Below are 20,216 nucleotides of genomic sequence, written 5' to 3' on the forward strand. Positions count from 1 at the left end.
CCCGCGCGAGAATCGTGGTCTGGTTTAAACGTAAAACCGGGTAAGTCCAGCTCATCCTCTCAGACCGTCAGAATAAGCGCATGGCCCACGTCCGGCCCGGTGCGCGCCTCAGTCTGAGGTGCGCACCGGGATAGCGCTGTACGCCGTTCAGAAACGGCTGCGTATTACGTGCTGCGTGCTGCTCTCTTCATCCGCACCTGTTCTCTGCACAGGATTTTTCCTTTAACCGACCTGAACCGACAGCATGCTGATGGCACCCATCTCTATCCCGTCAACCGGCAGTGTAATGGCGTCATCCGGCTGCCGTGCGCCAAGCACATAAAGCAGCGGCAGAAAGTGCTCAGGCGTCGGATTGGAGAGCGCAGCATCAGGATGGTCCATAAAGTTAACCAGCGGATGTGCCGCGGCGTCGCTCTGGACCGTCAGATTATCGCGGACAAACTGTTCAAATCCGCTGGCCCAGGGATAGATGTCGCCCTGACCGTTCCAGTGCACTTTACGCAGGTTATGCACCACGTTGCCGCTTGCCACAATCATCACGCCCTGATCGCGCAGCGCAGCCAGTTTCCGGCCCATCTCGAAATGCCATGCCGCCGGTCGGGTGCCATCAATACTGAGCTGTACCACCGGAATATCAGCATCCGGATACATCCTGATCAGGACGCCCCAGGAACCATGATCAAGTCCCCATTCATAATCCAGCTTTACCGCCACCGGCGCCAGCTGCTCCACCAGCTGCTGTGCCAGCTCAGGCGATCCCGGCGCCGGATAGCGCGTATCAAACAGCGCCTGTGGAAATCCTCCGAAATCGTGAATGGTTTTCGGCTGTGCCATCGCGGTCACGGCAGTGCCGCGCGTATACCAGTGCGCCGAAACTGCAATAATTGCGCGCGGCCGCGGCAGCGTCTCGCCAGCCCGACGCCACGCGTCGGTATAACGGTTCTCTTCAAGGGCATTCATCGGGTTGCCATGACCTAAAAACAGCGCAGGCATACGTATCTGACTCATTCATGAACTCCGGAATCCGGTTATTTAATGGTCACTACGATACGCGCATTTACCACGGGATCACGCGGATAAGCATGATGGTGATCATCAGGAAATTTGAATGAATGCAACGCGGCGCTGTTAGCCGGACGGCTGACAGCGGGAAGGTGAGGAAAGCGTAATGATAGTCGTGGCAGAAACAAAAACAGGCCCACAGGAGGCCTGTTTGTTTCCAGCCGATCGATCAGCTGGCGTGGCGCGTTTCATGCGTGCGACGCCAGGCGATCAGGTCTTCGATAGTGACAACCGGCATATCATGCTGACGGGCAAACGCAATCGCTTCAGGCGCATGCGCCATAGTGCCGTCATCGTTGGTCAGTTCACACAGGACACCGGCGGGCTTAAAGCCTGCGAGCGTGACCAGATCGATGGTCGCTTCTGTATGGCCGCCGCGGGTCAGCACCCCACCTTCGCTGGCGCGCAGCGGAAAGACGTGACCAGGGCGATGCAGATCGGCTGGCTTTGCGTCATCGGCAATCGCCGTACGGATGGTGGTGATTCGATCCTGCGCGGAAACGCCGGTGGTGACCCCCTCTGCCGCTTCGATGGTCACGGTAAAGCCGGTGCCAAATGAGCTGGTGTTGTTTTCCACCATCATTGGCAGATCGAGCTGCTGGCGGCGCTCTTCCGTCAGACAAAGGCAGACAATGCCGCTGCCGTGACGAATCGTCAGTGCCATCTGTTCAACGGTCATGGTTTCTGCGGCGAAGATCATGTCGCCTTCGTTTTCACGATTTTCATCGTCGAGTACCATCACACCGCGCCCCTCACGCAGGGCGGCAATAGCGCGTTCTACACGCTGTTCAGGCGTGCCAAATTCAGAAAGTAGCGTCTGATTCATGGTAATAAAAACCTTAATATGTATGGGTTACCAGAATCAGGGCGTGCTTAGGAGTGACGTCAAAAAGACGTGGCAATAACGTGAAGCAGACACACTTGTCCGACAGATGTCGTTACCCTCTCCCATCCGGACTGTAACCGTCGGCCCCGGAATTACACCGGATCTGCTGTCCTTTACCTCACTTTTCAGTGAGATAAAGCGCTCGCGGGCTTTCAGCCGAAGCTGATTTACCGCCGGTGGGGAATTGCGCCCCGCCCTGAGAATAAGCAATTCAACTATAACGCTGAATGTCTGAAGCGGCAATCATCAATAGCGCAATTGCTTTTGCATTTCCTGCGTTGCGGATTTGAGGTTTATCCTTTTCATTTCTGGCATTACACTTAACACTTATTACGTTGGTAAACACGCTGACACAGCTCTCCGTAACCAGGAAAACATCATGATCGACACGAAAAAAATTGAACAACTAGCCCGTCAGGTTCACGATGCGATGCCGAAAGGTGTTCGTGAGTTTGGGGATGATGTCGAAAAGAAAATTCGTCAGGTTCTTCAGGCGCAGCTGACCCGGATGGATCTGGTCAACCGTGAAGAGTTTGATGTGCAGACGCAGGTCTTACTGCGTACGCGGGAGAAACTGGCGTCGCTGGAGCAGCGTCTGGCACAGCTGGAAAGCCAGGGGGCTTCAGCCGGTACGCCACCGGCAGCGAACGCTCCTGCGGCACCGGCTTCCGCCGCCACCGTAAGTCCGGCTGCAGCCGTAGCTACGTCACCTGCAGTTTCGCCACCACCGGTTGCCGACGTGGTGAAACCTGTGCCGGATAACAAGTCCGAATAAGCGTTCAGGCGGGAGCCTGCCTGGCTCCCGCAGAAACATTCAGAGGTTGTTTCAGCTGCCGCGAATGGTTTTAATGATATTGGTGGTAGAGATACCGTCTTCGAAGTTCAGTACCTGCACGTCACCGCCATTTGCCCACACTTCTTTGCTGCCAGCGATATCTTCTGGTTTGTAATCTCCGCCTTTTACCAGCAGGTCAGGCAGAATGGAGGCAATCAGTCGCTGCGGGGTGTCCTCTTCAAACAGCACGACCCAGTCGACCGCTTCCAGCGCGCCGAGTACGATCATCCGGTTTTCCTGCGGATTGACCGGACGGCTCTCCCCCTTCAGGCGTTTTGTCGAGGCATCGCTGTTAACCGCGACGATCAGCCGATCGCCCAGCTTGCGGGCGTTGGCCAAGTAGGAGACATGCCCGGCGTGCAGGATGTCGAACACGCCATTGGTCATCACCACTTTCTCGCCACGGCGACGGGCCATCTCAACGGCGGCTTTCAGCTGCGCTTCTGTCATGATGCCAAAGCCCTGCTCCGGACGGGCGTGGATCGCATTCTCCAGCTCGACAGTGCTGACGGTCGACGTACCCAGTTTCCCTACCACCACACCGGCAGCGGCATTGGCCAGGAAACAGGCCTCTTCCAGCGAATCGCCCGCCGCCAGCGCTGCCGCCAGCACGCCAATCACCGTATCGCCAGCACCGGTCACGTCATACACTTCCTGCGCCTGCGTTGGCAGATGCAGGGGCGCTTTGCCTGGTTGCAGCAGCGTCATGCCATTCTCGGAGCGGGTGACCAGCAGCGCGGAGAGGTCGAAATCAGCGATCAGCTGCATCCCGCGTGCCACAATCTCCTCTTCGCTTTTGCATTTGCCGACGACGGCTTCGAACTCAGAGAGGTTCGGCGTCAGCAGCGTCGCGCCGCGGTAGCGGGCAAAATCCGTACCTTTCGGGTCAATCAGCACCGGCACCTTCGCTTCGCGCGCCAGAGTAATCATGGCCTGCACGCTGCTCAGGGCGCCTTTTGCATAATCGGAGAGCACCAGCGCCCCCGCTGCCGCCAGGGATTCACGCATTTTCTGGTGAATCGGCGCCGGGTCAACCTGTTCAAAACCCTCTTCAAAATCGAGGCGGATCAGCTGCTGGTTGCGGGAAAGCACGCGCAGTTTGGTAATCGTCGGATGGCTTTTTACTGCGACGAAGTCACAATGAACGTTAACGTCTTTCAGCGTGTTACTCAGTACGCGCGCCGCATCATCTTCACCGGTCAGGCCAATCAGACGTGACGCGGCACCGAGTGCTGCAATGTTCATCGCCACGTTTGCCGCCCCGCCAGGACGCTCTTCAACCGTGTCCACTTTCACCACCGGAACCGGGGCTTCAGGGGAGATACGGCTGGTTGGGCCATACCAGTAACGATCCAACATTACATCGCCAACAACCAGCACTGAGGCTTGGCCGAACGCGGGCAGAGTCACTTTCATTCCAGACACTCCAGACTGCATTAAAAATAGTGCGCGGATGATAGCACAGTTGCGAATGGTGCTATCAGCATCACGCCAGGATAGACGACGACGCGACCAGCCAGCGTTGCCAGCTATTCAGTACCGTCTGCCGCTCCGCTGCAAAGGCCTCTGGTTCAACGTGGCCAGGCAGCTCCTGCAGAGCGCGATGGTGCAGTGCGTCGCGCAACGTCACATACGCCTGCGTCAGGGCCTGCGCCTCATCGGCAGGCATTTTTTGAAACGTCGCCATCAGCTCGAAAATGCGCACGTTATCAGACCAGCGCGTCAGCGCCGGCTGCTGAGCGGCGTAGCGTAAGACAAGATATTGGGCAATGAATTCAATATCCGTGATGCCGCCCTCGTCGGCTTTGATGTCCCAGCGGCCTTTATGTTTGTTGCTGAGGTGAGCGCGCATCTTTTCACGCATCTCGCGCACTTCGGTCTGCAGAACCCCGGCGGCACGCGGCAGCGAGAGGATCGCCAGACGAATCGCGTTGAAACGCTCGCTCAGTGCCGCTTCGCCAAAGACCACCCGCGCGCGGACCAGCGCCTGATGCTCCCAGGTCCAGGCTTCACTGCGCTGATACTCCTCAAATGCCTCAAAGGTACTGACCAGCATGCCCGCTGCGCCGGAAGGACGCAGCCGCGCATCGACCTCATAGAGAATGCCGGATGAGGTGCGGGTGCTGAACAGATGCATGATGCGCTGGGCGAGGCGCAGGTAGAACTGACGTCCGTCAATACTGCGCTCTCCGTCAGTAATAGCATCAGCCGGACAGTCGTGCAGGAAGACGAGGTCGAGGTCAGAACTGTAACCCAGCTCCCACCCCCCCAGCTTTCCATAGCCCAGCACTGCAAACCCGCGCTCATGTTCATTAACCAGATGTGAAGGACGACCATAGCGCTGCACCATCATCATCCACGCCTGGCGTACTACGGATTCGATAATCGCCTCCGCCAGCCAGGTGAGATGATCGCTGACCTTCATTACCGGCAGCGTGCCGGCAATGTCTGCAGCCGCAATACGCAGATGCTGCGCCTGTTTGAACTGCCGTACCGCTTCCAGCTGCTGCTCTTCATCCTCGGTGGGGATGCGCAGCAGATACTGCCGCAGCTCATCGCGATAGGCATCGGTGGCGGTCGGCTGATAGAGCGTGGCCGGATCGAGCAGCTCATCCAGCAGCAGCGGATAGCGTGCCAGCTGGCTGGCGACCATCGGTGAGGCGGCGCACAGGCGAATCAGGTGGCGCAGCGCACCGTGATATTCGGTCAGCAGTTCCAGATAGGTACTGCGGGTCAGCACGCCGAGCAGCAGCGGAGTCAGACGGCTGAGCGTCACCGCCGCATCGTCACGCGGACAGACCTCGCTCAGCAGACGTGGCATCAGCTGATCCAGCGCCTGGCGGCCGCGCGGCCCGATAGTCCGCCGGTTGATATCCTGACGAAACGCCTCCAGCGTCTGATGCAGTGTCAGCCGCTGATCGCCGCTGAGCTGTGGGACCAGCGGCGCCAGCTCGTTATCCTCCAGCTGGTCCTGCCATAGCACCTGAAACTCTGCCAGCTCGCGCTGATCGTCGATATCAGGCGTGTCTTCGCCAATCAGCTCATCAAAGATGGCCCGCACAGCCGCCATGTGGCTGTCGAGCTGTGTCATCAGCGCCGCCCAGTCGGCGCACGCCATCGCCCACGCCAGCCGTGCGCGATGGAGTTCATCCTCTGGCAGGGTCTGGGTCTGTTCGTCACCCAGACTCTGCAGCAGATTTTCCAGCCGCCGCAGGAAGAGATAGGCTTCGCGCAGCGCATCAACCTGTTCCGCAGGCAGCAGCGCCAGGGTTTTGATCGCCGCCAGCGTCGGCAGCAGCGCACGTAGCTGAAGCGATCGCTCACGTCCCCCGCGAATCAGCTGGAAAACCTGCACGATAAATTCGGTTTCGCGGATGCCACCCGCGCCCAGTTTGATATTGTTTTTCAGTCCGCGTCGCCGCACTTCACGGCTGATCATCCCTTTCATATTTCGCAGCGACTGAATCACGCTGAAATCGATATAGCGGCGATAGACAAAGGGCCGCAGCATCTGTTGCAGCTCCAGGCTCCAGCGGTCGTGATCGTTGCCCATCAGGCGCGCCTTCACCATCGCATAGCGCTCCCAGTCACGCCCCTGCTCCTGATAGTAATCTTCCAGCGCGGCAAAGCTCATCACCAGCGGGCCACTGTCGCCGAATGGACGCAGCCGCATATCTACCCGATAGACAAAACCATCCATCGTGGGCTGATCCAGCACCCGGATCAGCCGCTGCCCCATGCGGGTAAAGAACTGCGCGTTGTCCAGCTCGCGCCGTCCGCCACGCGTAGTGCCATTCTCCGGCCAGGCAAAAATCAGGTCGATATCAGAGGAGAAATTGAGTTCTCCCCCGCCCAGCTTGCCCATGCCGAGGATCAGCATCGGCTGTGCTTCGCCCTCCGCATTACAGGGCGTGCCGAAGTCCTGACAGCACGCCTGCCAGACCCAGTCACGCGCCCGGCTAATCAGCACTTCGGCCAGCAGGCTGAGCTGTTGCAGGCTCTGTTCGGTGGTGGCGTGCCGCAGAGCCTGCATCCACGCGATGCGCACCAGCATCCGGCGGCGAAACAGCCGCAGCGCCCGCATCAGGTCCGCTTCGCTGTCGATGCCGCTCAGGGCCTGATTCAGCCACGCCGGATAGTGCTGCCATTCGTCGGGCTGAGGCGGCTGGTCCTGCATCGTCTGCCACCAGTCGGGATGCTGTTGCAGGTTTTCCAGAACAAAATCGCTGAACGCCAGCCCGGCGGCCTGCTCCGGGCTGAGCGAACTCAGCGGAACCCCAAGCAGTCGGGCGGCCTTTTCAGCCTGGTCGCGAAGCAACGCGGGAAGTGCTGACAACATAATGCCCTCCTCAGATGGCATGACGTAATACCCGTTAGCGGCCAGCGCCGCTGGTGAGCCAGAAGGGTGACTGTTTCAGCGCCTGCGTCGCCAGCCAGGCTAAACCGGATGACTGCTTCTCATGGATAGCGGAGAGCAGCTGCTGCCAGGGGTCGAGCCAGGCCATCACGGTTTCGGCGGGATAGGATCCGGCCAGCAGATGCACTGTCAGCAGCTGACGCGCCAGTCGGGTGGCTTTATCCTGATATTCGTTTGGCTGCCTGATCGTGGCAAAGGTCTCCCGCAGATCCGCATTGACGCGGCTCAGCATAATGTCGCTGAATCGCTTAAACGATCCCTGCAGCTTGGCCTCGCCTTTGGCATCGACCCACTGACGCCACTGTGATTCAGCCAGCCAGTGTGTCAGCGCCAGTTGCGTTTCAACCGACAGAGAAGACAGGCAGAACGCGGCCGCCTCCTGCTCCTCGTTCACCAGTGTCTCTTCCAGGGTGGTCAGCTGCTGACGCAATGCGCTGCTGGCTTTGCGTGGCACCAGCGCACCAAACAGACTAAACGCCTGGCGCAGCAGATCCAGCGCTTCACGCACCGCGTCCTGCGCCGCTGCGTTACCGCGCAGCCAGACCTCTTCGTGATACTGCCAGTGCTGAAGACCGGCCGACATTGCAGCAACCATGCCCTGCTCAACAGTAGCTTTGGCTCCCGCTTTCAGCAGCGGAAACGCCACTCTCTGACGCGGCGGATTTCCCTGCGCCAGCTGATAGCCGCGGGCGGCTTTGCTCAGGCTGCCCATACGCAGCCCACCCAGTGCCACCAGCTCCCGGGCAAAAGCCAGCAGATCCTGGCGTTCACCGCGTTTCAGCTCCAGTTCGATCTCGCACAGCGGTTCGCTCAGCTCACCCGCCGTTACCTCACCCTGATCAAAGGCCACTTCAATTTCGCTGTTGCCGGTCGTGATCAGCCAGACTTCACGCTGAAAGTGGGTGGTGAACAGCGGCTGCAAACGCTGCTGCAGGGCCGCGACATCGGTGCCCTGCGGCCAGATCGCTTCGGGCAGACGCGCGATGTCCAGCACGGGTTCGCTGAGATCAACATTATATTCCGGACGCTGATGCAGTCCGCCGAGCGTCTGGCCTGCCGCTTTCAGCGTCATCTCATAACGCTTATCAACGCCACGGATACGTAATCCCATATCCCAGCGCCGCAGCTGGTTATCATCGGTTTCAAAATAGATGTTGGTCAGCTCGCGCGCAGCCTGATGCTGATGCGGCAGCGTGGCGAGTCGTTCAGCCAGCTTCCCGGCTGCCTGTGATGTTGCAATGAACTTTAGTTCGATTTCGATGGTCATAATTTTTTATTCACTACGCCGCTGGCACTTAAGAGGGTGTTTCCTGCATATTTCAGGCGATGATCAGCGGGTTACTTACGCTGTCACCTGGGGGCAGGGGTTTATCAGGCGAAGATTAATGCACAGAAGCCGCGCTGTCTCTGCTTTCTTTGCGCTTTCTCAGACCTTTTCGCACTCTCATGAGACCAGGATAGTTCTCATTCAGATTTATGTGAGGCCTCTCCAGACTGTGCCGGTAAATTTTAGTCAGACTAAGCCAAACGAAATCGAATGAAAAAAATCACACTTGCCGGACTCACTTTGCTGGCCCTCAGCACCCTTGCACCTGCCCATGCCGACGAAAAACGTTACGTTTCTGATGAACTCTCGACCTGGGTCCGCAGCGGGCCTGGCGACCAGTTTCGCCTGCTCGGTAAGCTGAACGCCGGGGAAGAGGTGCAGCTGTTACAGACCAACAATGACACGCATTATGGTCAGATCCGTGATTCAGAAGGCCGCACCACCTGGATCCCGCTGTCACAACTCAGCGCCAGTCCGAGCCTGCGTACCCGTGTGCCGCAGCTTGAGCAGCAGGTGAAAGATCTGACGGCCAAACTGGATAACATCGACAACAGCTGGAACCAGCGCACTGCAGAAATGCAGAATAAAGTCGCCAGCAGCGACGGCGTCATCAACGGGCTGAAAGGCGAAAACCAGAAGCTGAAAAATGAGCTGATCGTGGCGCAGAAGAAAGTCAGCGCGGCGAACGTTCAGCTGGATGACAAGCAGCGCACCATCATCATGCAGTGGTTCATGTATGGCGGCGGCGTGCTGGGCGTGGGCCTGCTGCTGGGCCTGTTACTGCCGCACATGCTGCCGCGTCGCAAGAAAAGCGATCGCTGGATGAACTGACACCCTTGCGCCGGATTGAAAAAGGGGATCTTCTGATCCCCTTTTTGGCATGTCTGCAATCCGGGGAATCTGTGCAACAATGAAATGAGATGCATTGCCGATTTCAGGTGCAGGATACGCCCGGTGTGCAGGTCATTTCTTATTCTCTGGAGTTTTGCGTGAAGACGTTTTTAGTGGGTGGTGCAGTGCGAGATGCGCTGCTGAATCTGCCCGTAACAGATAAAGACTGGGTGGTGACGGGCGCCACGCCGGAGGCCATGCTGGAACAGGGCTATCAGCAGGTCGGTCGTGATTTTCCCGTTTTTCTGCATCCCAAAAGCCGTGAAGAGTATGCGCTGGCGCGGACCGAGCGGAAAAACGGGAAAGGCTACACCGGGTTTGTGACCTGGTCTGCGCCCGACGTGACGCTGGAGCAGGACTTACAGCGTCGCGATCTGACCATCAATGCCATCGCGCAGGATGAACACGGCGAACTGGTCGATCCTTATCATGGCCAGCGCGATATCACTCTGCGCCTGCTGCGCCACGTCTCTGACGCCTTCAGCGAAGATCCGCTGCGGGTACTGCGGGTTGCCCGTTTTGCCGCGCGTTTTGCCCATCTCAGCTTTCGTATCGCGCCGGAAACTCAGCAGCTGATGCAGCAGATGGCAGAGAGCGGCGAGCTGTCAAACCTCACTGCAGAACGGGTCTGGAAAGAGACGGAAAAGGCGCTGGGCAGCCGCAATCCGCAGGTCTATTTTCAGGTCCTGCGGGAGTGCGGTGCGCTGAAGGTGCTCTTTCCGGAGCTGGACAACCTGTTTGGCGTTCCTGCGCCGATCCGGTGGCATCCGGAAATCGATACCGGGGTACACACGCTGATGACGCTGGCGATGGCCGCTGCCCTCTCCGATGACATTGATGTGCGCTTCGCCACGCTGTTCCATGATGTCGGCAAGGCGCTGACGCCGCCCGCGCTGTGGCCCAGTCATCACGGCCATGGTCTGGCCGGCGTGCCGCTGGTCGCGGCGCTCTGTCAGCGACTGCGTGTGCCGAATGCGATGCGTGATCTGGCGCTGATCGTTACCGAGTTTCACGACATCGTGCATACTATTGAGCGGCAGTCTCCGGCGTCACTGGTGGGGCTGTTTGACCGGATTGATGCCTGGCGTAAACCGCAGCGTGTGGAACAGATGGCGCTGACCAGCGAAGCGGATGCGCGCGGACGCGCCGGACTGGAGAGCATGGCCTATCCGCAGGGAGACTATCTGCGTCGTGCGTTTGCACTGGCTCAGGCGGTGCCGACGAAAGCCGTGATCGAGGCGGGATTCAAAGGTGCGGAAGTAAGGGAAGAGTTAACGCGACGGCGCATAGCGGCTGTCGCGCAGGGTCTGGCGAGCGGGCAACCTGACTAGCAGGCTGCCCTGCGGTTTACATGAAGAGCGCGTAAACCGCCGCCGCCACGATAAAGCGGTAGATGGCGAACGAGACAAAAGAGATGCGTTTGATCAGCTCAAGGAAGACTTTAATCGCAATCATCGCCACGATAAATGCCGTGATAAAGCCCACCGCGAACATCGGGAAGTCCGCCATTGTCAGGAAGCCGATGCTCTTATACAGATCCAGTACGGTTGCACCCATCATCATCGGCACCGCCAGGATGAAGGAGAACTCGGAAGCAGCATAGCGGCTGACGCCCATCAGCATTCCGCCGGAGATGGTAGCACCGGAACGGGAGAAACCTGGCCACAGCGCCAGGCACTGGAAACAGCCAATCATAAACGCCTGACGATAAGTAATATCATCGACGCCTACCGCTTTCGGCTGTTTAGGCTTGAGAAACTCGGCGGCCAGCAGCAGCACGCCGCCGACCACCAGGGCGTACATCACGTTAATCGGATTAAACAGCGTTTTGATCTGATCGTGCAGTACCAGCCCGATAACCACCGCCGGAATCATGCCCAGCAGGATATGGATCAAAGAGAGACGTCCGGTACCCACACCCTCATGTCTGACTTCACCAAAATGAATACCAATCAGGCCAAACAGACGGCGCCAGAACATCACCACGACGGCCAGAATCGACCCTAACTGAATGACGACTTCAAAGGTTTCGGCTTTTTCCCCCTCAAAGCCCAGCAGGTGACCCACGATAATCATGTGGCCGGTGGAAGAAACCGGTAAAAACTCGGTCAGCCCTTCCACAATGCCCAGGATTGCAGCAACCCAAAGCTGATGAATATCTGCCATCAAATGTTCCCTCTATCTGTTTCAAAACCATTAAAAAGGCGGTAGCCCGTTGCTATCGCCTTAAATATGCCGCACCTAGCCTGAATTAAACCTTAAGGTCTGGCCCATTTCGCCTGCTGTAACGAAACGGCTCACGCTATGACAGACAGTAATTTGGTTTGGTTTCATTGTGATGGCAATCACATCCAGATTATTTAGGAATAGTCCCGCGCTCAATTCGCACGCCAACCTGCGCCGCCTGGGCGACAGCGCCCGGTTTGCTGACCTTAATGCGCACCCCCGGTGAACTGAAACGGTTCATCAACAGATCCGCGATTTCTTCAGCCACGCGCTCCACCAGCGCAAAGCGGCTGCCGTTCAGATGCGTCAGGACTGCCGATGCGACATCGGCATAGCTGAGGCAATCATTGACATCGTCGCTGCGGGCCGCCAGACGGTTATCCCAGGCCATTTCGATATCGAGTACCAGCTTCTGCTGGATGCCCTGTTCCCAGTCGTAAACGCCAATGGTGGTGAACACCGTGAGTTGTTCTATAAATACGATATCCATGATGAGAGTCTCTGTTTTTGGCTGAGCCGGATACCACTTCCGGCGGATTATGCGTATTATCCACGGTTGATGAGATCAAAACGACCCTAAAGGGAACGGTACGGTGTTATGAGTGCTTTCGCGCTTGGTATGATTATTTTCGCGTATCTTTGCGGCTCAATTTCCAGTGCGATTCTGGTCTGCAAACTTGCGGGCCTGCCCGATCCCCGCACACACGGTTCCGGCAATCCTGGCGCGACCAACGTTCTGCGTCTGGGCGGTAAAGGTGCTGCCGCCAGCGTACTGGTGTTTGATGTGCTGAAAGGGATGGTGCCGGTCTGGCTGGCATATCTGATGCATGTGACGCCGTTCTATCTTGGTCTGACAGCCATTGCCGCCTGTCTGGGTCACATCTATCCGGTGTTCTTTCATTTCCGTGGTGGCAAAGGCGTCGCGACGGCATTCGGTGCTATTGCCCCGATTGGCTGGGACCTGACGGGTCTGATGACCGGAACCTGGCTGCTGACGGTGTTACTGAGTGGCTACTCCTCGCTGGGCGCAATTGTCAGTGCACTCATCGCCCCCTTCTATGTCTGGTGGTTCAAACCGCAGTTCACCTTTCCGGTGTCCATGCTCTCCTGCCTGATTTTACTGCGTCATCACGACAATATTCAGCGTCTGTGGCGGGGTCAGGAAGGCAAAATCTGGAAGCGTAAGAAGAAGTCGCAGCCATAAAAAAAGCCGGCAAGCCGGCTTTTTTCCTCAGATGGCAGGCAATTCTGCCAGCGGCCAGCGCGGTCGCACACTGACACTCAGTTCACCCCGTGTACCACCTTTTAACCGCACCATGCCCGCATACGCGATCATCGCACCGTTATCGGTACAGAATTCCGGACGAGCATAGAAGACTTCACCGCCACGCTTCTGCATCATGACCGCCATCTGCTCACGCAGCGTGCGGTTGGCGCTGACGCCCCCCGCAATGACCAGACGCTTAAAGCCGGTCTGATCCAGCGCACGCTTACATTTGATCGACAGCGTATCCACCACCGCATCTTCAAAGGCGCGGGCGATATCAGCGCGGGTCTGCTCATCGTCAGGATTGGCGCGGATCGTGTTAGCCGCAAAGGTTTTCAGACCAGAGAAACTGAAATCCAGCCCTGGACGATCGGTCATCGGACGTGGAAAGGTGAAACGTCCCGCTGTGCCCTGCTGCGCCATCTTCGACAGCATCGGCCCGCCCGGATAATCAAGACCCAGCAGCTTCGCCGTTTTGTCGAAGGCTTCACCCGCGGCATCGTCGATCGATTCGCCCAGCAGTTCATATTCACCTATGCCGGTGACGCTGATTAGCTGTGTATGTCCGCCCGATACCAGCAGCGCCACAAACGGAAATGCCGGCGGATTCTCTTCCAGCATCGGCGCCAGCAGATGACCTTCCATGTGATGAACCGGCACGGCAGGCACTTTCCAGGCAAACGCCAGTGCGCGGCCGATGGTTGCGCCAACCAGCAGCGCACCCACCAGGCCCGGCCCGGCGGTATATGCCACCGCGTCGATCTGCTGCGGTGCCAGATTTGCCTCTTTCAGCGCCGCCTGAATCAGCGGTACAGTTTTACGCACGTGATCACGTGAGGCCAGTTCCGGCACCACACCGCCATAATCAGCATGCAGTTTTACCTGGCTGTAGAGTTGGTTTGCCAGTAATCCGGCCTCATCGTCATAGATTGCGATGCCGGTTTCATCGCACGACGTTTCAATACCCAGAATTCGCATTGCATCACCTCATTCTTGCGGCGCGCAGTTTATCACATCAATACGATGTGCAGCGCGGGCATCCGGCGTAAAAAGTCATTTTCTGTCGGCTAAAGAGTGCGCTATACTCCCGCCCCTGGAAAAACCGGCAGCCGCACAGGCAAACGCTCCTGTTGGTTTCAAATTATCCATGGTGCTTTACAAACCGACGCGAGTTGGAGTAAAATGCTGCACCATTTTGAAATGTGCTGGCGCCGCAGTCAGCAGCAAAACCGAATTTTATCGAGGTGAGAGTTACATGCCGGTAATTAAAGTACGTGAAAACGAGCCATTTGACGTAGCACTGCGTCGCTTCAAACGTTCTTGCGAGAAAGCAGGCGTTCTGGCTGAAGTTCGTCGTCGTGAGTTCTATGAAAAACCGACTACCGAACGTAAGCGCGCTAAAGCGTCAGCAGTTAAGCGTCACGCCAAGAAACTGGCTCGCGAAAACGCACGCCGCACTCGTCTGTACTAAGTTGTTCCGGAGGTTCGCCTCCCTTGCGTGATCTACGCAGACAGAGTCAAGTAAAAGGCCGTGCTTTCCGAAAGGAAGCGCGGCTTGTTGCCGTTTATGAGCTGAAAATCTGGGGCGTATGGCTGGACGAATTCCACGCGTATTTATCAACGATTTACTTGCCCGCACGGATATCGTGGATCTTATCGATGCCCGCGTTAAGCTGAAAAAGCAGGGTAAGAATTTCCATGCGTGCTGTCCTTTCCATAATGAAAAAACGCCCTCCTTCACCGTAAACGGCGAAAAGCAGTTCTATCACTGTTTCGGCTGTGGTGCCCACGGTAATGCTATCGACTTTTTAATGAACTTCGACCGACTGGAGTTTGTTGAGACGATCGAAGAGCTGGCCACGTCCCACGGTTTAGACGTGCCTTATGAAGCAGGCAGCGGGCCCAGCCAGATGGAACGCCATCAGCGCCAGAGCCTGTACCAGCTGATGGAGAGCCTGAACGGCTTTTATCAGCAGGGTCTGCAGCAGTCCAGCGCACAGCCTGCCCGCGACTATCTTGATCGTCGTGGTCTGAGCGCCGAAGTCATCAATCATTTCGCTATCGGTTACGCGCCTGCCGGCTGGGATAACGTTCTCAAACGTTTTGGCAAGCAGTCGGACGATCGCGAGTCACTGATGGAAGCGGGTATGCTGGTCAGCAATGACAAAGGCCGGACCTATGATCGGTTTCGTGACCGCATCATGTTTCCGATTCGTGATAAGCGTGGCCGCGTGATCGGCTTTGGCGGACGGGTACTGAGTAACGAAACGCCAAAGTATCTGAACTCGCCGGAAACACCGATTTTCCACAAAGGCCGCCAGCTCTATGGCCTGTATGAAGCGGTTAAGAACCATCCTGAACCTGCCCGCCTGCTTGTGGTCGAGGGCTACATGGACGTGGTGGCGCTGGCGCAGTACGGAATCGATTATGCCGTCGCGTCGTTAGGCACCTCTACGACCGCTGAACACATTCAGTTGCTGTTTCGCAGCACCGATACGGTCATCTGCTGTTATGACGGCGACCGGGCTGGCCGCGAAGCCGCATGGCGTGCGCTTGAGACTGCCTTGCCTTACATGAATGATGGCCGTCAGCTACGCTTTATGTTTTTACCCGACGGTGAAGATCCGGATACGCTGGTACGCAAAGAGGGTAAAGCCGCCTTCGAAGCGAGGATGGAGCAGGCAATGCCGCTCTCTTCGTTTTTATTTGACAGCCTGCTGCCGCAGGTGGATCTGAGTTCGCGCGACGGAAAAGCGCGCCTGAGCACGCTGGCTTTACCGCTGATTACGCAGATTCCCGGCGAGACCCTGCGTATTTATATGCGTCAGGAGCTGGGGAATAAGCTGGGTATCCTTGATGACAATCAGCTTGAAAAGCTGATGCCAAAGCAGGCTGCAAGCGGCGCTGCGCCGGTCGCGCCACCGCTTAAACGTACGACCATGCGCGTGCTTATCGCTCTGCTGGTTCAGAATCCGCAGCTGGCCTCGATGGTGCCTTCACTGGATGGCCTGTCTGAGTCGAAAATGCCCGGCCTGCCGCTCTTTATTGAGTTAGTCGGTCGCTGTAACGAGAATCCTGGATTGACGACCGGGCAGCTACTAGAGTTATATCGCGGGACAAATTTTAGTCAGACGCTTGAAACACTGGCGATCTGGAACCACATGATAGTAGATGAGGAAGCCGAAGCGGTGTTTCAGGACTCGCTGGCCAGCATCTATGATTCTGCGCTTGAAGAGCGACTGGAGTTTCTGATTGCACGCGAACGCATTCAGGGACTCACTGCCGACGAGCGTCGTGAGCTCTGGATGCTCAGCCAGGCGTTTGCCAGAAAATAAGTTTTAGCACGCTGCCCGCGCTGAAGATGGGCGGCGTGGCTGTTTTAAGGCCGGGAGCGTTAAGCCAGGCCGTCAGCACAAATTTTAAAAGGCCGTCTGCGCCGAAGTCAGTCTGGTTACCGCCAGCGCACAGTTCCCGGCGCGTACTGAAGTACGTGAGGAGAGCGGGCACTGGCGGGAAGCAGAATGGCGGGTAAGCCGGGCCTGTACCACCAGAAATTTATACAAGCGGCTTAAGTGCCGATTACTGTTGGGCATCGCCCACGCCGCGACGAGGGCAGCGGCAAGAATTAAACGCCTTCACTGCTATTGTTGGCGCGCTGCCGACCGACACCAATCTAATTTAACAGAAGTGTGGATACCGTCTTATGGAGCAAAACCCGCAGTCACAGCTCAAGCTTCTTGTCACCCGTGGTAAGGAGCAAGGCTATCTGACCTATGCTGAGGTCAATGACCATCTGCCGGAAGATATCGTCGACTCAGATCAGATCGAAGACATCATCCAGATGATTAACGACATGGGTATTCAGGTGGTTGAAGAAGCCCCGGATGCTGACGATCTGATGCTGAATGAAAACAGCTCCGATACTGACGAAGATGCCGCGGAAGCTGCCGCTCAGGTATTATCCAGCGTTGAATCTGAAATCGGGCGCACCACTGACCCGGTGCGCATGTACATGCGTGAAATGGGTACCGTTGAACTGCTGACGCGCGAAGGCGAAATCGACATCGCGAAGCGTATCGAAGATGGTATCAACCAGGTTCAGTGCTCCGTTGCCGAATACCCTGAAGCGATTACCTATCTGCTGGATCAGTATGACAAAGTTGAAGCAGGCGAATCCCGCCTCTCCGACCTGATCACCGGTTTCGTCGATCCTAACGCAGAAGAAGATCTGGCCCCAACGGCGACGCACGTGGGCTCTGAACTCTCTGAAGCCGATCGTAACGACGACGAAGACGATGATGAAGAGGATGACGATAATTCCGAGGATGATAACTCTATCGATCCGGAACTGGCGCGCGAGAAGTTCTCTGACCTGCGTAAGCAGTATGAAACCACCCGTAGCGTCATCAAGAGCAAAGGCCGCAGCCATGCCGCAGCCATTGCCGAGATCCAGAACCTCTCTGACGTCTTTAAACAGTTCCGCCTGGTACCAAAGCAGTTCGATTACCTGGTTGGCAGCATGCGCAACATGATGGAACGTGTCCGTACTCAGGAACGTCTGATCATGAAGCTCTGTATTGAGCTGTGCAAAATGCCGAAGAAGAACTTCATCACCCTGTTTACCGGCAACGAAACCAACGAGAGCTGGTTTAAAGCCGCACTGGCGATGAACAAGCCATGGTCTGAAAAACTGCTGGAAGTGCAGGATGACGTGATGCGTTCCCTGCAGAAACTGGCGCAGGTCGAAGAAGAGACCGGCCTGACCATCGAGCAGGTGAAAGACATCAACCGCCGCATGTCGATTGGTGAAGCCAAAGCGCGTCGCGCTAAGAAAGAGATGGTGGAAGCCAACCTGCGTCTGGTTATTTCGATTGCGAAGAAATACACCAACCGTGGTCTGCAGTTCCTTGACCTGATTCAGGAAGGTAACATCGGTCTGATGAAGGCGGTTGATAAGTTTGAATATCGCCGTGGTTACAAGTTCTCGACCTATGCGACCTGGTGGATCCGTCAGGCGATCACCCGCTCTATCGCCGATCAGGCGCGTACTATCCGTATTCCGGTGCACATGATTGAGACCATCAACAAGCTCAACCGTATTTCGCGCCAGATGCTGCAGGAGATGGGCCGCGAGCCGACGCCGGAAGAGCTGGCTGAGCGTATGCTGATGCCGGAAGATAAAATCCGTAAGGTGCTGAAAATCGCGAAAGAGCCAATCTCTATGGAAACGCCGATTGGTGATGATGAAGATTCGCATCTGGGCGATTTTATCGAAGACACCACGCTGGAGCTGCCGCTGGATTCTGCTACCTCAGAGAGCCTGCGTTCTGCGACTCACGACGTGCTGGCTGGCCTGACTGCACGTGAAGCGAAAGTGCTGCGCATGCGTTTTGGTATTGATATGAATACCGACCATACGCTGGAAGAAGTCGGCAAACAGTTCGACGTAACGCGTGAGCGTATCCGTCAGATTGAAGCGAAAGCCCTGCGTAAACTGCGCCATCCGAGCCGTTCGGAAGTGCTGCGCAGCTTCCTCGACGACTAAGTCCTGAAAACCCCGGTTCGCCGGGGTTTTTTATGCCTGCCTGTTACCGTCTCTCCCCTCTCTGCCCGGGTTCAGTGATTCACCGGATGCAGTGCCGCATAAAGCTGACGATATGTGGCCACCATCTCCTCCAGTGAGGCGCGATTAAGCCCGCTTGGGTTTGGCAATACCCACACCTGCGTTTCTCCTATGCCTGTCGGCTGTTTACCCCATTCAACTTTGCTCTGTTTAAAGGCCCGACGAAACGCCTCTTTGCCCAGGATAGCCAGCGCGGCGGGCTGATAGTGCATGACCTTCTCCGTCAGACGTTTGCCGCCCTCACGCAGCTCCTCAGAAGCTAACTCGCTCGCCTGCACCGTAGGGCGCTCAACCAGCATGGTGATTCCGCAGCCGGTTTCCGTCAGGCGCTGCTCTTCTTCCGGTTTCAGCTGCTGCCGGGTAAATCCCGCCAGATAGATCACCTTCCAGAAGCGATTACCGGGATGCGCGAAGTGAAAGCCCTGATGGGCGGTTGACTGGCCCGGATTGATGCCGCAGAAGAGCACATCAAGGCCTGGCGCGATAATGTCGCGGATGTCATGCGCAATCATGCTGTCACCAGCGCGCGCGGTTTCAGCGTAACAAGACGCCATTGTGATATGAGCCTGCCCTGCTCCTGCGGACAGGCTCGTGAATGCTGATGCTCATCCGATGAGGCTGCAATCGTATGAACAGAGCCGTATGCAAGCCCGGCGGCTTGCATCAGCACAGAAGCGCCCACGGTTAAGCCTGCTTCAGATCTCCTGCACATAAGATGTGTTTGCGCTTTGCTACTCTGCTGCTCCATATATCGTCCTGTCCTCTCTGCCGCATAATCATCGATTAAAAGAATAATTATTGTACCTGCGCATCCAGCCTGACGATTTTTGTGGTGCAGTTGCGATCGGGGGGCCAGGCGTGTCAGGCCACCGCAGTCTTGTTTCAGAACAGAAACGCCAATGCAGGCATTATAACGACGTCTGCGACCGGTATGAGAAGCCAGACCTGAGGTTTACTTAACTGCTCAGGCGGCATTCAGGACATCGTTTTAAAAGTTCGCTAATACAAAGAGTCAGATTTGTTATAGAAATCAGCAGGTAAATCACTGCTGCATATTTCAGCAACTGGCGGCTGAGTGCTGGATCGCCCTGAAGAGATACTTTATAATCCCCGCTCCGCTGGCCCCTTAGCTCAGTGGTTAGAGCAGGCGACTCATAATCGCTTGGTCGCTGGTTCAAACCCAGCAGGGGCCACCAAATTTAGCGATGTAAATCATGTATTTAAGCCACCTCTCAGGGTGGCTTTTTTGTTTTATGAAACCACCGTTGGCAGCAAAATGGCAGCACTATTTTTTCTTTCATTCATGTGAGACGCCGCCATTGAACTAAGCAACGTCGTTTGCCCATCTTTTTTGACCATAGCAGTAAGTCCACGGGATGAAGGAAATTTACTCCACTGTGCGGTTTGTCAATTTGGTACTGTTAAAAGATTCACTAACAGCAAGTTTGGGAAGATGTCGAATGTTAGTGGTGATAGGCTGATGAAATTCGAAAGGCGTTCACTATAAGTAAGATATGGCTATTTGTACTTAAACCAAATTGGAAAGTTATTTATAGCATTTCATTTTTAATAATCCGCCAGCGTTTCGAAGGCTAGTAATGAAGTACTTTGCATACAATTTAATATGTAATTTTATTTGATAAAGATCACAAAATTTCCATTTTAGGATACTTGAACGCGTA

The 20,216-nt window shown here is 56.3% G+C and carries 16 protein-coding genes, 1 tRNA gene and 1 riboswitch; of the genes, 8 read left to right on the forward strand and 9 right to left on the reverse strand.

Features of this window, described 5'->3' with window-relative positions; translation table 11 throughout:
* Positions 1-222: 222 nt before the first annotated feature.
* Together ygiD and ribB are read right to left on the reverse strand one after the other, a co-directional pair.
* A complete protein-coding gene (ygiD, locus tag ACLHDD_RS12530) occupies positions 223-1,008 on the reverse strand; it encodes a 4,5-DOPA dioxygenase extradiol (protein ID WP_427104378.1) in 786 nt (261 codons plus the stop codon).
* A 223-nt stretch (positions 1,009-1,231) separates the two neighbouring features.
* On the reverse strand, positions 1,232-1,888 hold the full coding sequence (ribB, locus tag ACLHDD_RS12535; RefSeq protein WP_427104379.1) for a 3,4-dihydroxy-2-butanone-4-phosphate synthase: 657 nt from the start codon (positions 1,886-1,888) through the stop codon (positions 1,232-1,234).
* 110 nt (positions 1,889-1,998) lie between these two features.
* Positions 1,999-2,156, reverse strand: a riboswitch (FMN riboswitch).
* A 171-nt stretch (positions 2,157-2,327) separates the two neighbouring features.
* Between ribB and ubiK the strand changes: the two genes are divergently transcribed.
* A complete protein-coding gene (gene ubiK / locus ACLHDD_RS12540; RefSeq protein WP_427104380.1) occupies positions 2,328-2,723 on the forward strand; it encodes a ubiquinone biosynthesis accessory factor UbiK in 396 nt (131 codons plus the stop codon).
* 51 nt (positions 2,724-2,774) lie between these two features.
* On the opposite strand, the gene hldE is transcribed toward ubiK, so the two are convergent.
* The 3 genes from hldE to ACLHDD_RS12555 form a co-directional block, all read right to left on the reverse strand.
* The gene (gene hldE / locus ACLHDD_RS12545) at positions 2,775-4,199 is read right to left on the reverse strand and encodes a bifunctional D-glycero-beta-D-manno-heptose-7-phosphate kinase/D-glycero-beta-D-manno-heptose 1-phosphate adenylyltransferase HldE (RefSeq protein WP_427104381.1); all 1,425 of its coding nucleotides are present in this window, start codon (positions 4,197-4,199) and stop codon (positions 2,775-2,777) included.
* 70 nt (positions 4,200-4,269) lie between these two features.
* Positions 4,270-7,122 (reverse strand): bifunctional [glutamate--ammonia ligase]-adenylyl-L-tyrosine phosphorylase/[glutamate--ammonia-ligase] adenylyltransferase, encoded by a 2,853-nt coding sequence (gene glnE / locus ACLHDD_RS12550; RefSeq protein WP_427104382.1) that lies wholly within the window; start codon positions 7,120-7,122, stop codon positions 4,270-4,272.
* Positions 7,123-7,156: 34 nt separating this feature from the next.
* Complete coding sequence (locus ACLHDD_RS12555; protein WP_427104383.1) at positions 7,157-8,467, reverse strand: inorganic triphosphatase; 1,311 nt, start codon at positions 8,465-8,467, stop codon at positions 7,157-7,159.
* A 270-nt stretch (positions 8,468-8,737) separates the two neighbouring features.
* Between ACLHDD_RS12555 and ACLHDD_RS12560 the strand changes: the two genes are divergently transcribed.
* Entirely contained in the window at positions 8,738-9,358 is a 621-nt protein-coding gene (locus ACLHDD_RS12560) for a TIGR04211 family SH3 domain-containing protein (protein ID WP_111139906.1), read from the forward strand.
* 158 nt (positions 9,359-9,516) lie between these two features.
* A complete protein-coding gene (locus ACLHDD_RS12565) occupies positions 9,517-10,749 on the forward strand; it encodes a multifunctional CCA addition/repair protein (protein ID WP_427104384.1) in 1,233 nt (410 codons plus the stop codon).
* A 16-nt stretch (positions 10,750-10,765) separates the two neighbouring features.
* On the opposite strand, the gene bacA is transcribed toward ACLHDD_RS12565, so the two are convergent.
* Positions 10,766-11,584: an undecaprenyl-diphosphate phosphatase gene (bacA, locus tag ACLHDD_RS12570; RefSeq protein ID WP_427104385.1), complete on the reverse strand. Its 819-nt coding sequence runs from the start codon at positions 11,582-11,584 to the stop codon at positions 10,766-10,768.
* Positions 11,585-11,774: 190 nt separating this feature from the next.
* Positions 11,775-12,134 carry a bifunctional dihydroneopterin aldolase/7,8-dihydroneopterin epimerase gene (folB, locus tag ACLHDD_RS12575; protein ID WP_313655222.1) on the reverse strand — a complete coding sequence of 120 codons (360 nt, stop codon included), beginning with the start codon at positions 12,132-12,134 and terminating at the stop codon, positions 11,775-11,777.
* Positions 12,135-12,242: 108 nt separating this feature from the next.
* Between folB and plsY the strand changes: the two genes are divergently transcribed.
* A complete protein-coding gene (gene plsY, locus ACLHDD_RS12580) occupies positions 12,243-12,848 on the forward strand; it encodes a glycerol-3-phosphate 1-O-acyltransferase PlsY (protein ID WP_313655224.1) in 606 nt (201 codons plus the stop codon).
* Positions 12,849-12,875: 27 nt separating this feature from the next.
* Here plsY and tsaD read toward each other — a convergent pair whose 3' ends face one another.
* On the reverse strand, positions 12,876-13,889 hold the full coding sequence (gene tsaD / locus ACLHDD_RS12585; protein WP_427104386.1) for a tRNA (adenosine(37)-N6)-threonylcarbamoyltransferase complex transferase subunit TsaD: 1,014 nt from the start codon (positions 13,887-13,889) through the stop codon (positions 12,876-12,878).
* A gap of 277 nt (positions 13,890-14,166) precedes the next feature.
* On the opposite strand from tsaD, the gene rpsU reads away from it, so the two are divergent.
* The 3 genes from rpsU (at position 14,167) to rpoD (ending at position 18,456) form a co-directional block, all read left to right on the forward strand.
* A complete protein-coding gene (gene rpsU / locus ACLHDD_RS12590) occupies positions 14,167-14,382 on the forward strand; it encodes a 30S ribosomal protein S21 (RefSeq protein ID WP_001144069.1) in 216 nt (71 codons plus the stop codon).
* A 118-nt stretch (positions 14,383-14,500) separates the two neighbouring features.
* Positions 14,501-16,246 (forward strand): DNA primase, encoded by a 1,746-nt coding sequence (gene dnaG / locus ACLHDD_RS12595; protein WP_427104387.1) that lies wholly within the window; start codon positions 14,501-14,503, stop codon positions 16,244-16,246.
* Between the two features lie 368 nt (positions 16,247-16,614).
* On the forward strand, positions 16,615-18,456 hold the full coding sequence (gene rpoD, locus ACLHDD_RS12600) for an RNA polymerase sigma factor RpoD (protein ID WP_313655228.1): 1,842 nt from the start codon (positions 16,615-16,617) through the stop codon (positions 18,454-18,456).
* A 71-nt stretch (positions 18,457-18,527) separates the two neighbouring features.
* Here rpoD and mug read toward each other — a convergent pair whose 3' ends face one another.
* The gene (mug, locus tag ACLHDD_RS12605) at positions 18,528-19,046 is read right to left on the reverse strand and encodes a G/U mismatch-specific DNA glycosylase (protein ID WP_427104388.1); all 519 of its coding nucleotides are present in this window, start codon (positions 19,044-19,046) and stop codon (positions 18,528-18,530) included.
* Positions 19,047-19,654: 608 nt separating this feature from the next.
* Between mug and ACLHDD_RS12610 the strand changes: the two genes are divergently transcribed.
* Positions 19,655-19,730 (forward strand) — tRNA-Ile (locus ACLHDD_RS12610).
* Positions 19,731-20,216 lie beyond the last annotated feature (486 nt).

The sequence above is a fragment of the Pantoea sp. NSTU24 genome (assembly GCF_050157905.1).
Taxonomy (GTDB): domain Bacteria; phylum Pseudomonadota; class Gammaproteobacteria; order Enterobacterales; family Enterobacteriaceae; genus Pantoea.

What these genes read in the sequence shown, in the direction of transcription:
- rpoD (WP_313655228.1), top strand. Translation starts at nt 16,615, where the DNA reads ATGGAGCAAAACCCGCAGTCACAGCTCAAGCTTCTTGTCACCCGTGGT.
- tsaD (WP_427104386.1), bottom strand. Translation starts at nt 13,889, where the DNA reads ATGCGAATTCTGGGTATTGAAACGTCGTGCGATGAAACCGGCATCGCA.
- dnaG (WP_427104387.1), top strand. Translation starts at nt 14,501, where the DNA reads ATGGCTGGACGAATTCCACGCGTATTTATCAACGATTTACTTGCCCGC.
- ACLHDD_RS12555 (WP_427104383.1), bottom strand. Translation starts at nt 8,467, where the DNA reads ATGACCATCGAAATCGAACTAAAGTTCATTGCAACATCACAGGCAGCC.
- folB (WP_313655222.1), bottom strand. Translation starts at nt 12,134, where the DNA reads ATGGATATCGTATTTATAGAACAACTCACGGTGTTCACCACCATTGGC.
- hldE (WP_427104381.1), bottom strand. Translation starts at nt 4,199, where the DNA reads ATGAAAGTGACTCTGCCCGCGTTCGGCCAAGCCTCAGTGCTGGTTGTT.
- ubiK (WP_427104380.1), top strand. Translation starts at nt 2,328, where the DNA reads ATGATCGACACGAAAAAAATTGAACAACTAGCCCGTCAGGTTCACGAT.
- glnE (WP_427104382.1), bottom strand. Translation starts at nt 7,122, where the DNA reads ATGTTGTCAGCACTTCCCGCGTTGCTTCGCGACCAGGCTGAAAAGGCC.
- ACLHDD_RS12560 (WP_111139906.1), top strand. Translation starts at nt 8,738, where the DNA reads ATGAAAAAAATCACACTTGCCGGACTCACTTTGCTGGCCCTCAGCACC.
- mug (WP_427104388.1), bottom strand. Translation starts at nt 19,046, where the DNA reads ATGATTGCGCATGACATCCGCGACATTATCGCGCCAGGCCTTGATGTG.
- ygiD (WP_427104378.1), bottom strand. Translation starts at nt 1,008, where the DNA reads ATGAGTCAGATACGTATGCCTGCGCTGTTTTTAGGTCATGGCAACCCG.
- plsY (WP_313655224.1), top strand. Translation starts at nt 12,243, where the DNA reads ATGAGTGCTTTCGCGCTTGGTATGATTATTTTCGCGTATCTTTGCGGC.
- rpsU (WP_001144069.1), top strand. Translation starts at nt 14,167, where the DNA reads ATGCCGGTAATTAAAGTACGTGAAAACGAGCCATTTGACGTAGCACTG.
- ribB (WP_427104379.1), bottom strand. Translation starts at nt 1,888, where the DNA reads ATGAATCAGACGCTACTTTCTGAATTTGGCACGCCTGAACAGCGTGTA.
- bacA (WP_427104385.1), bottom strand. Translation starts at nt 11,584, where the DNA reads ATGGCAGATATTCATCAGCTTTGGGTTGCTGCAATCCTGGGCATTGTG.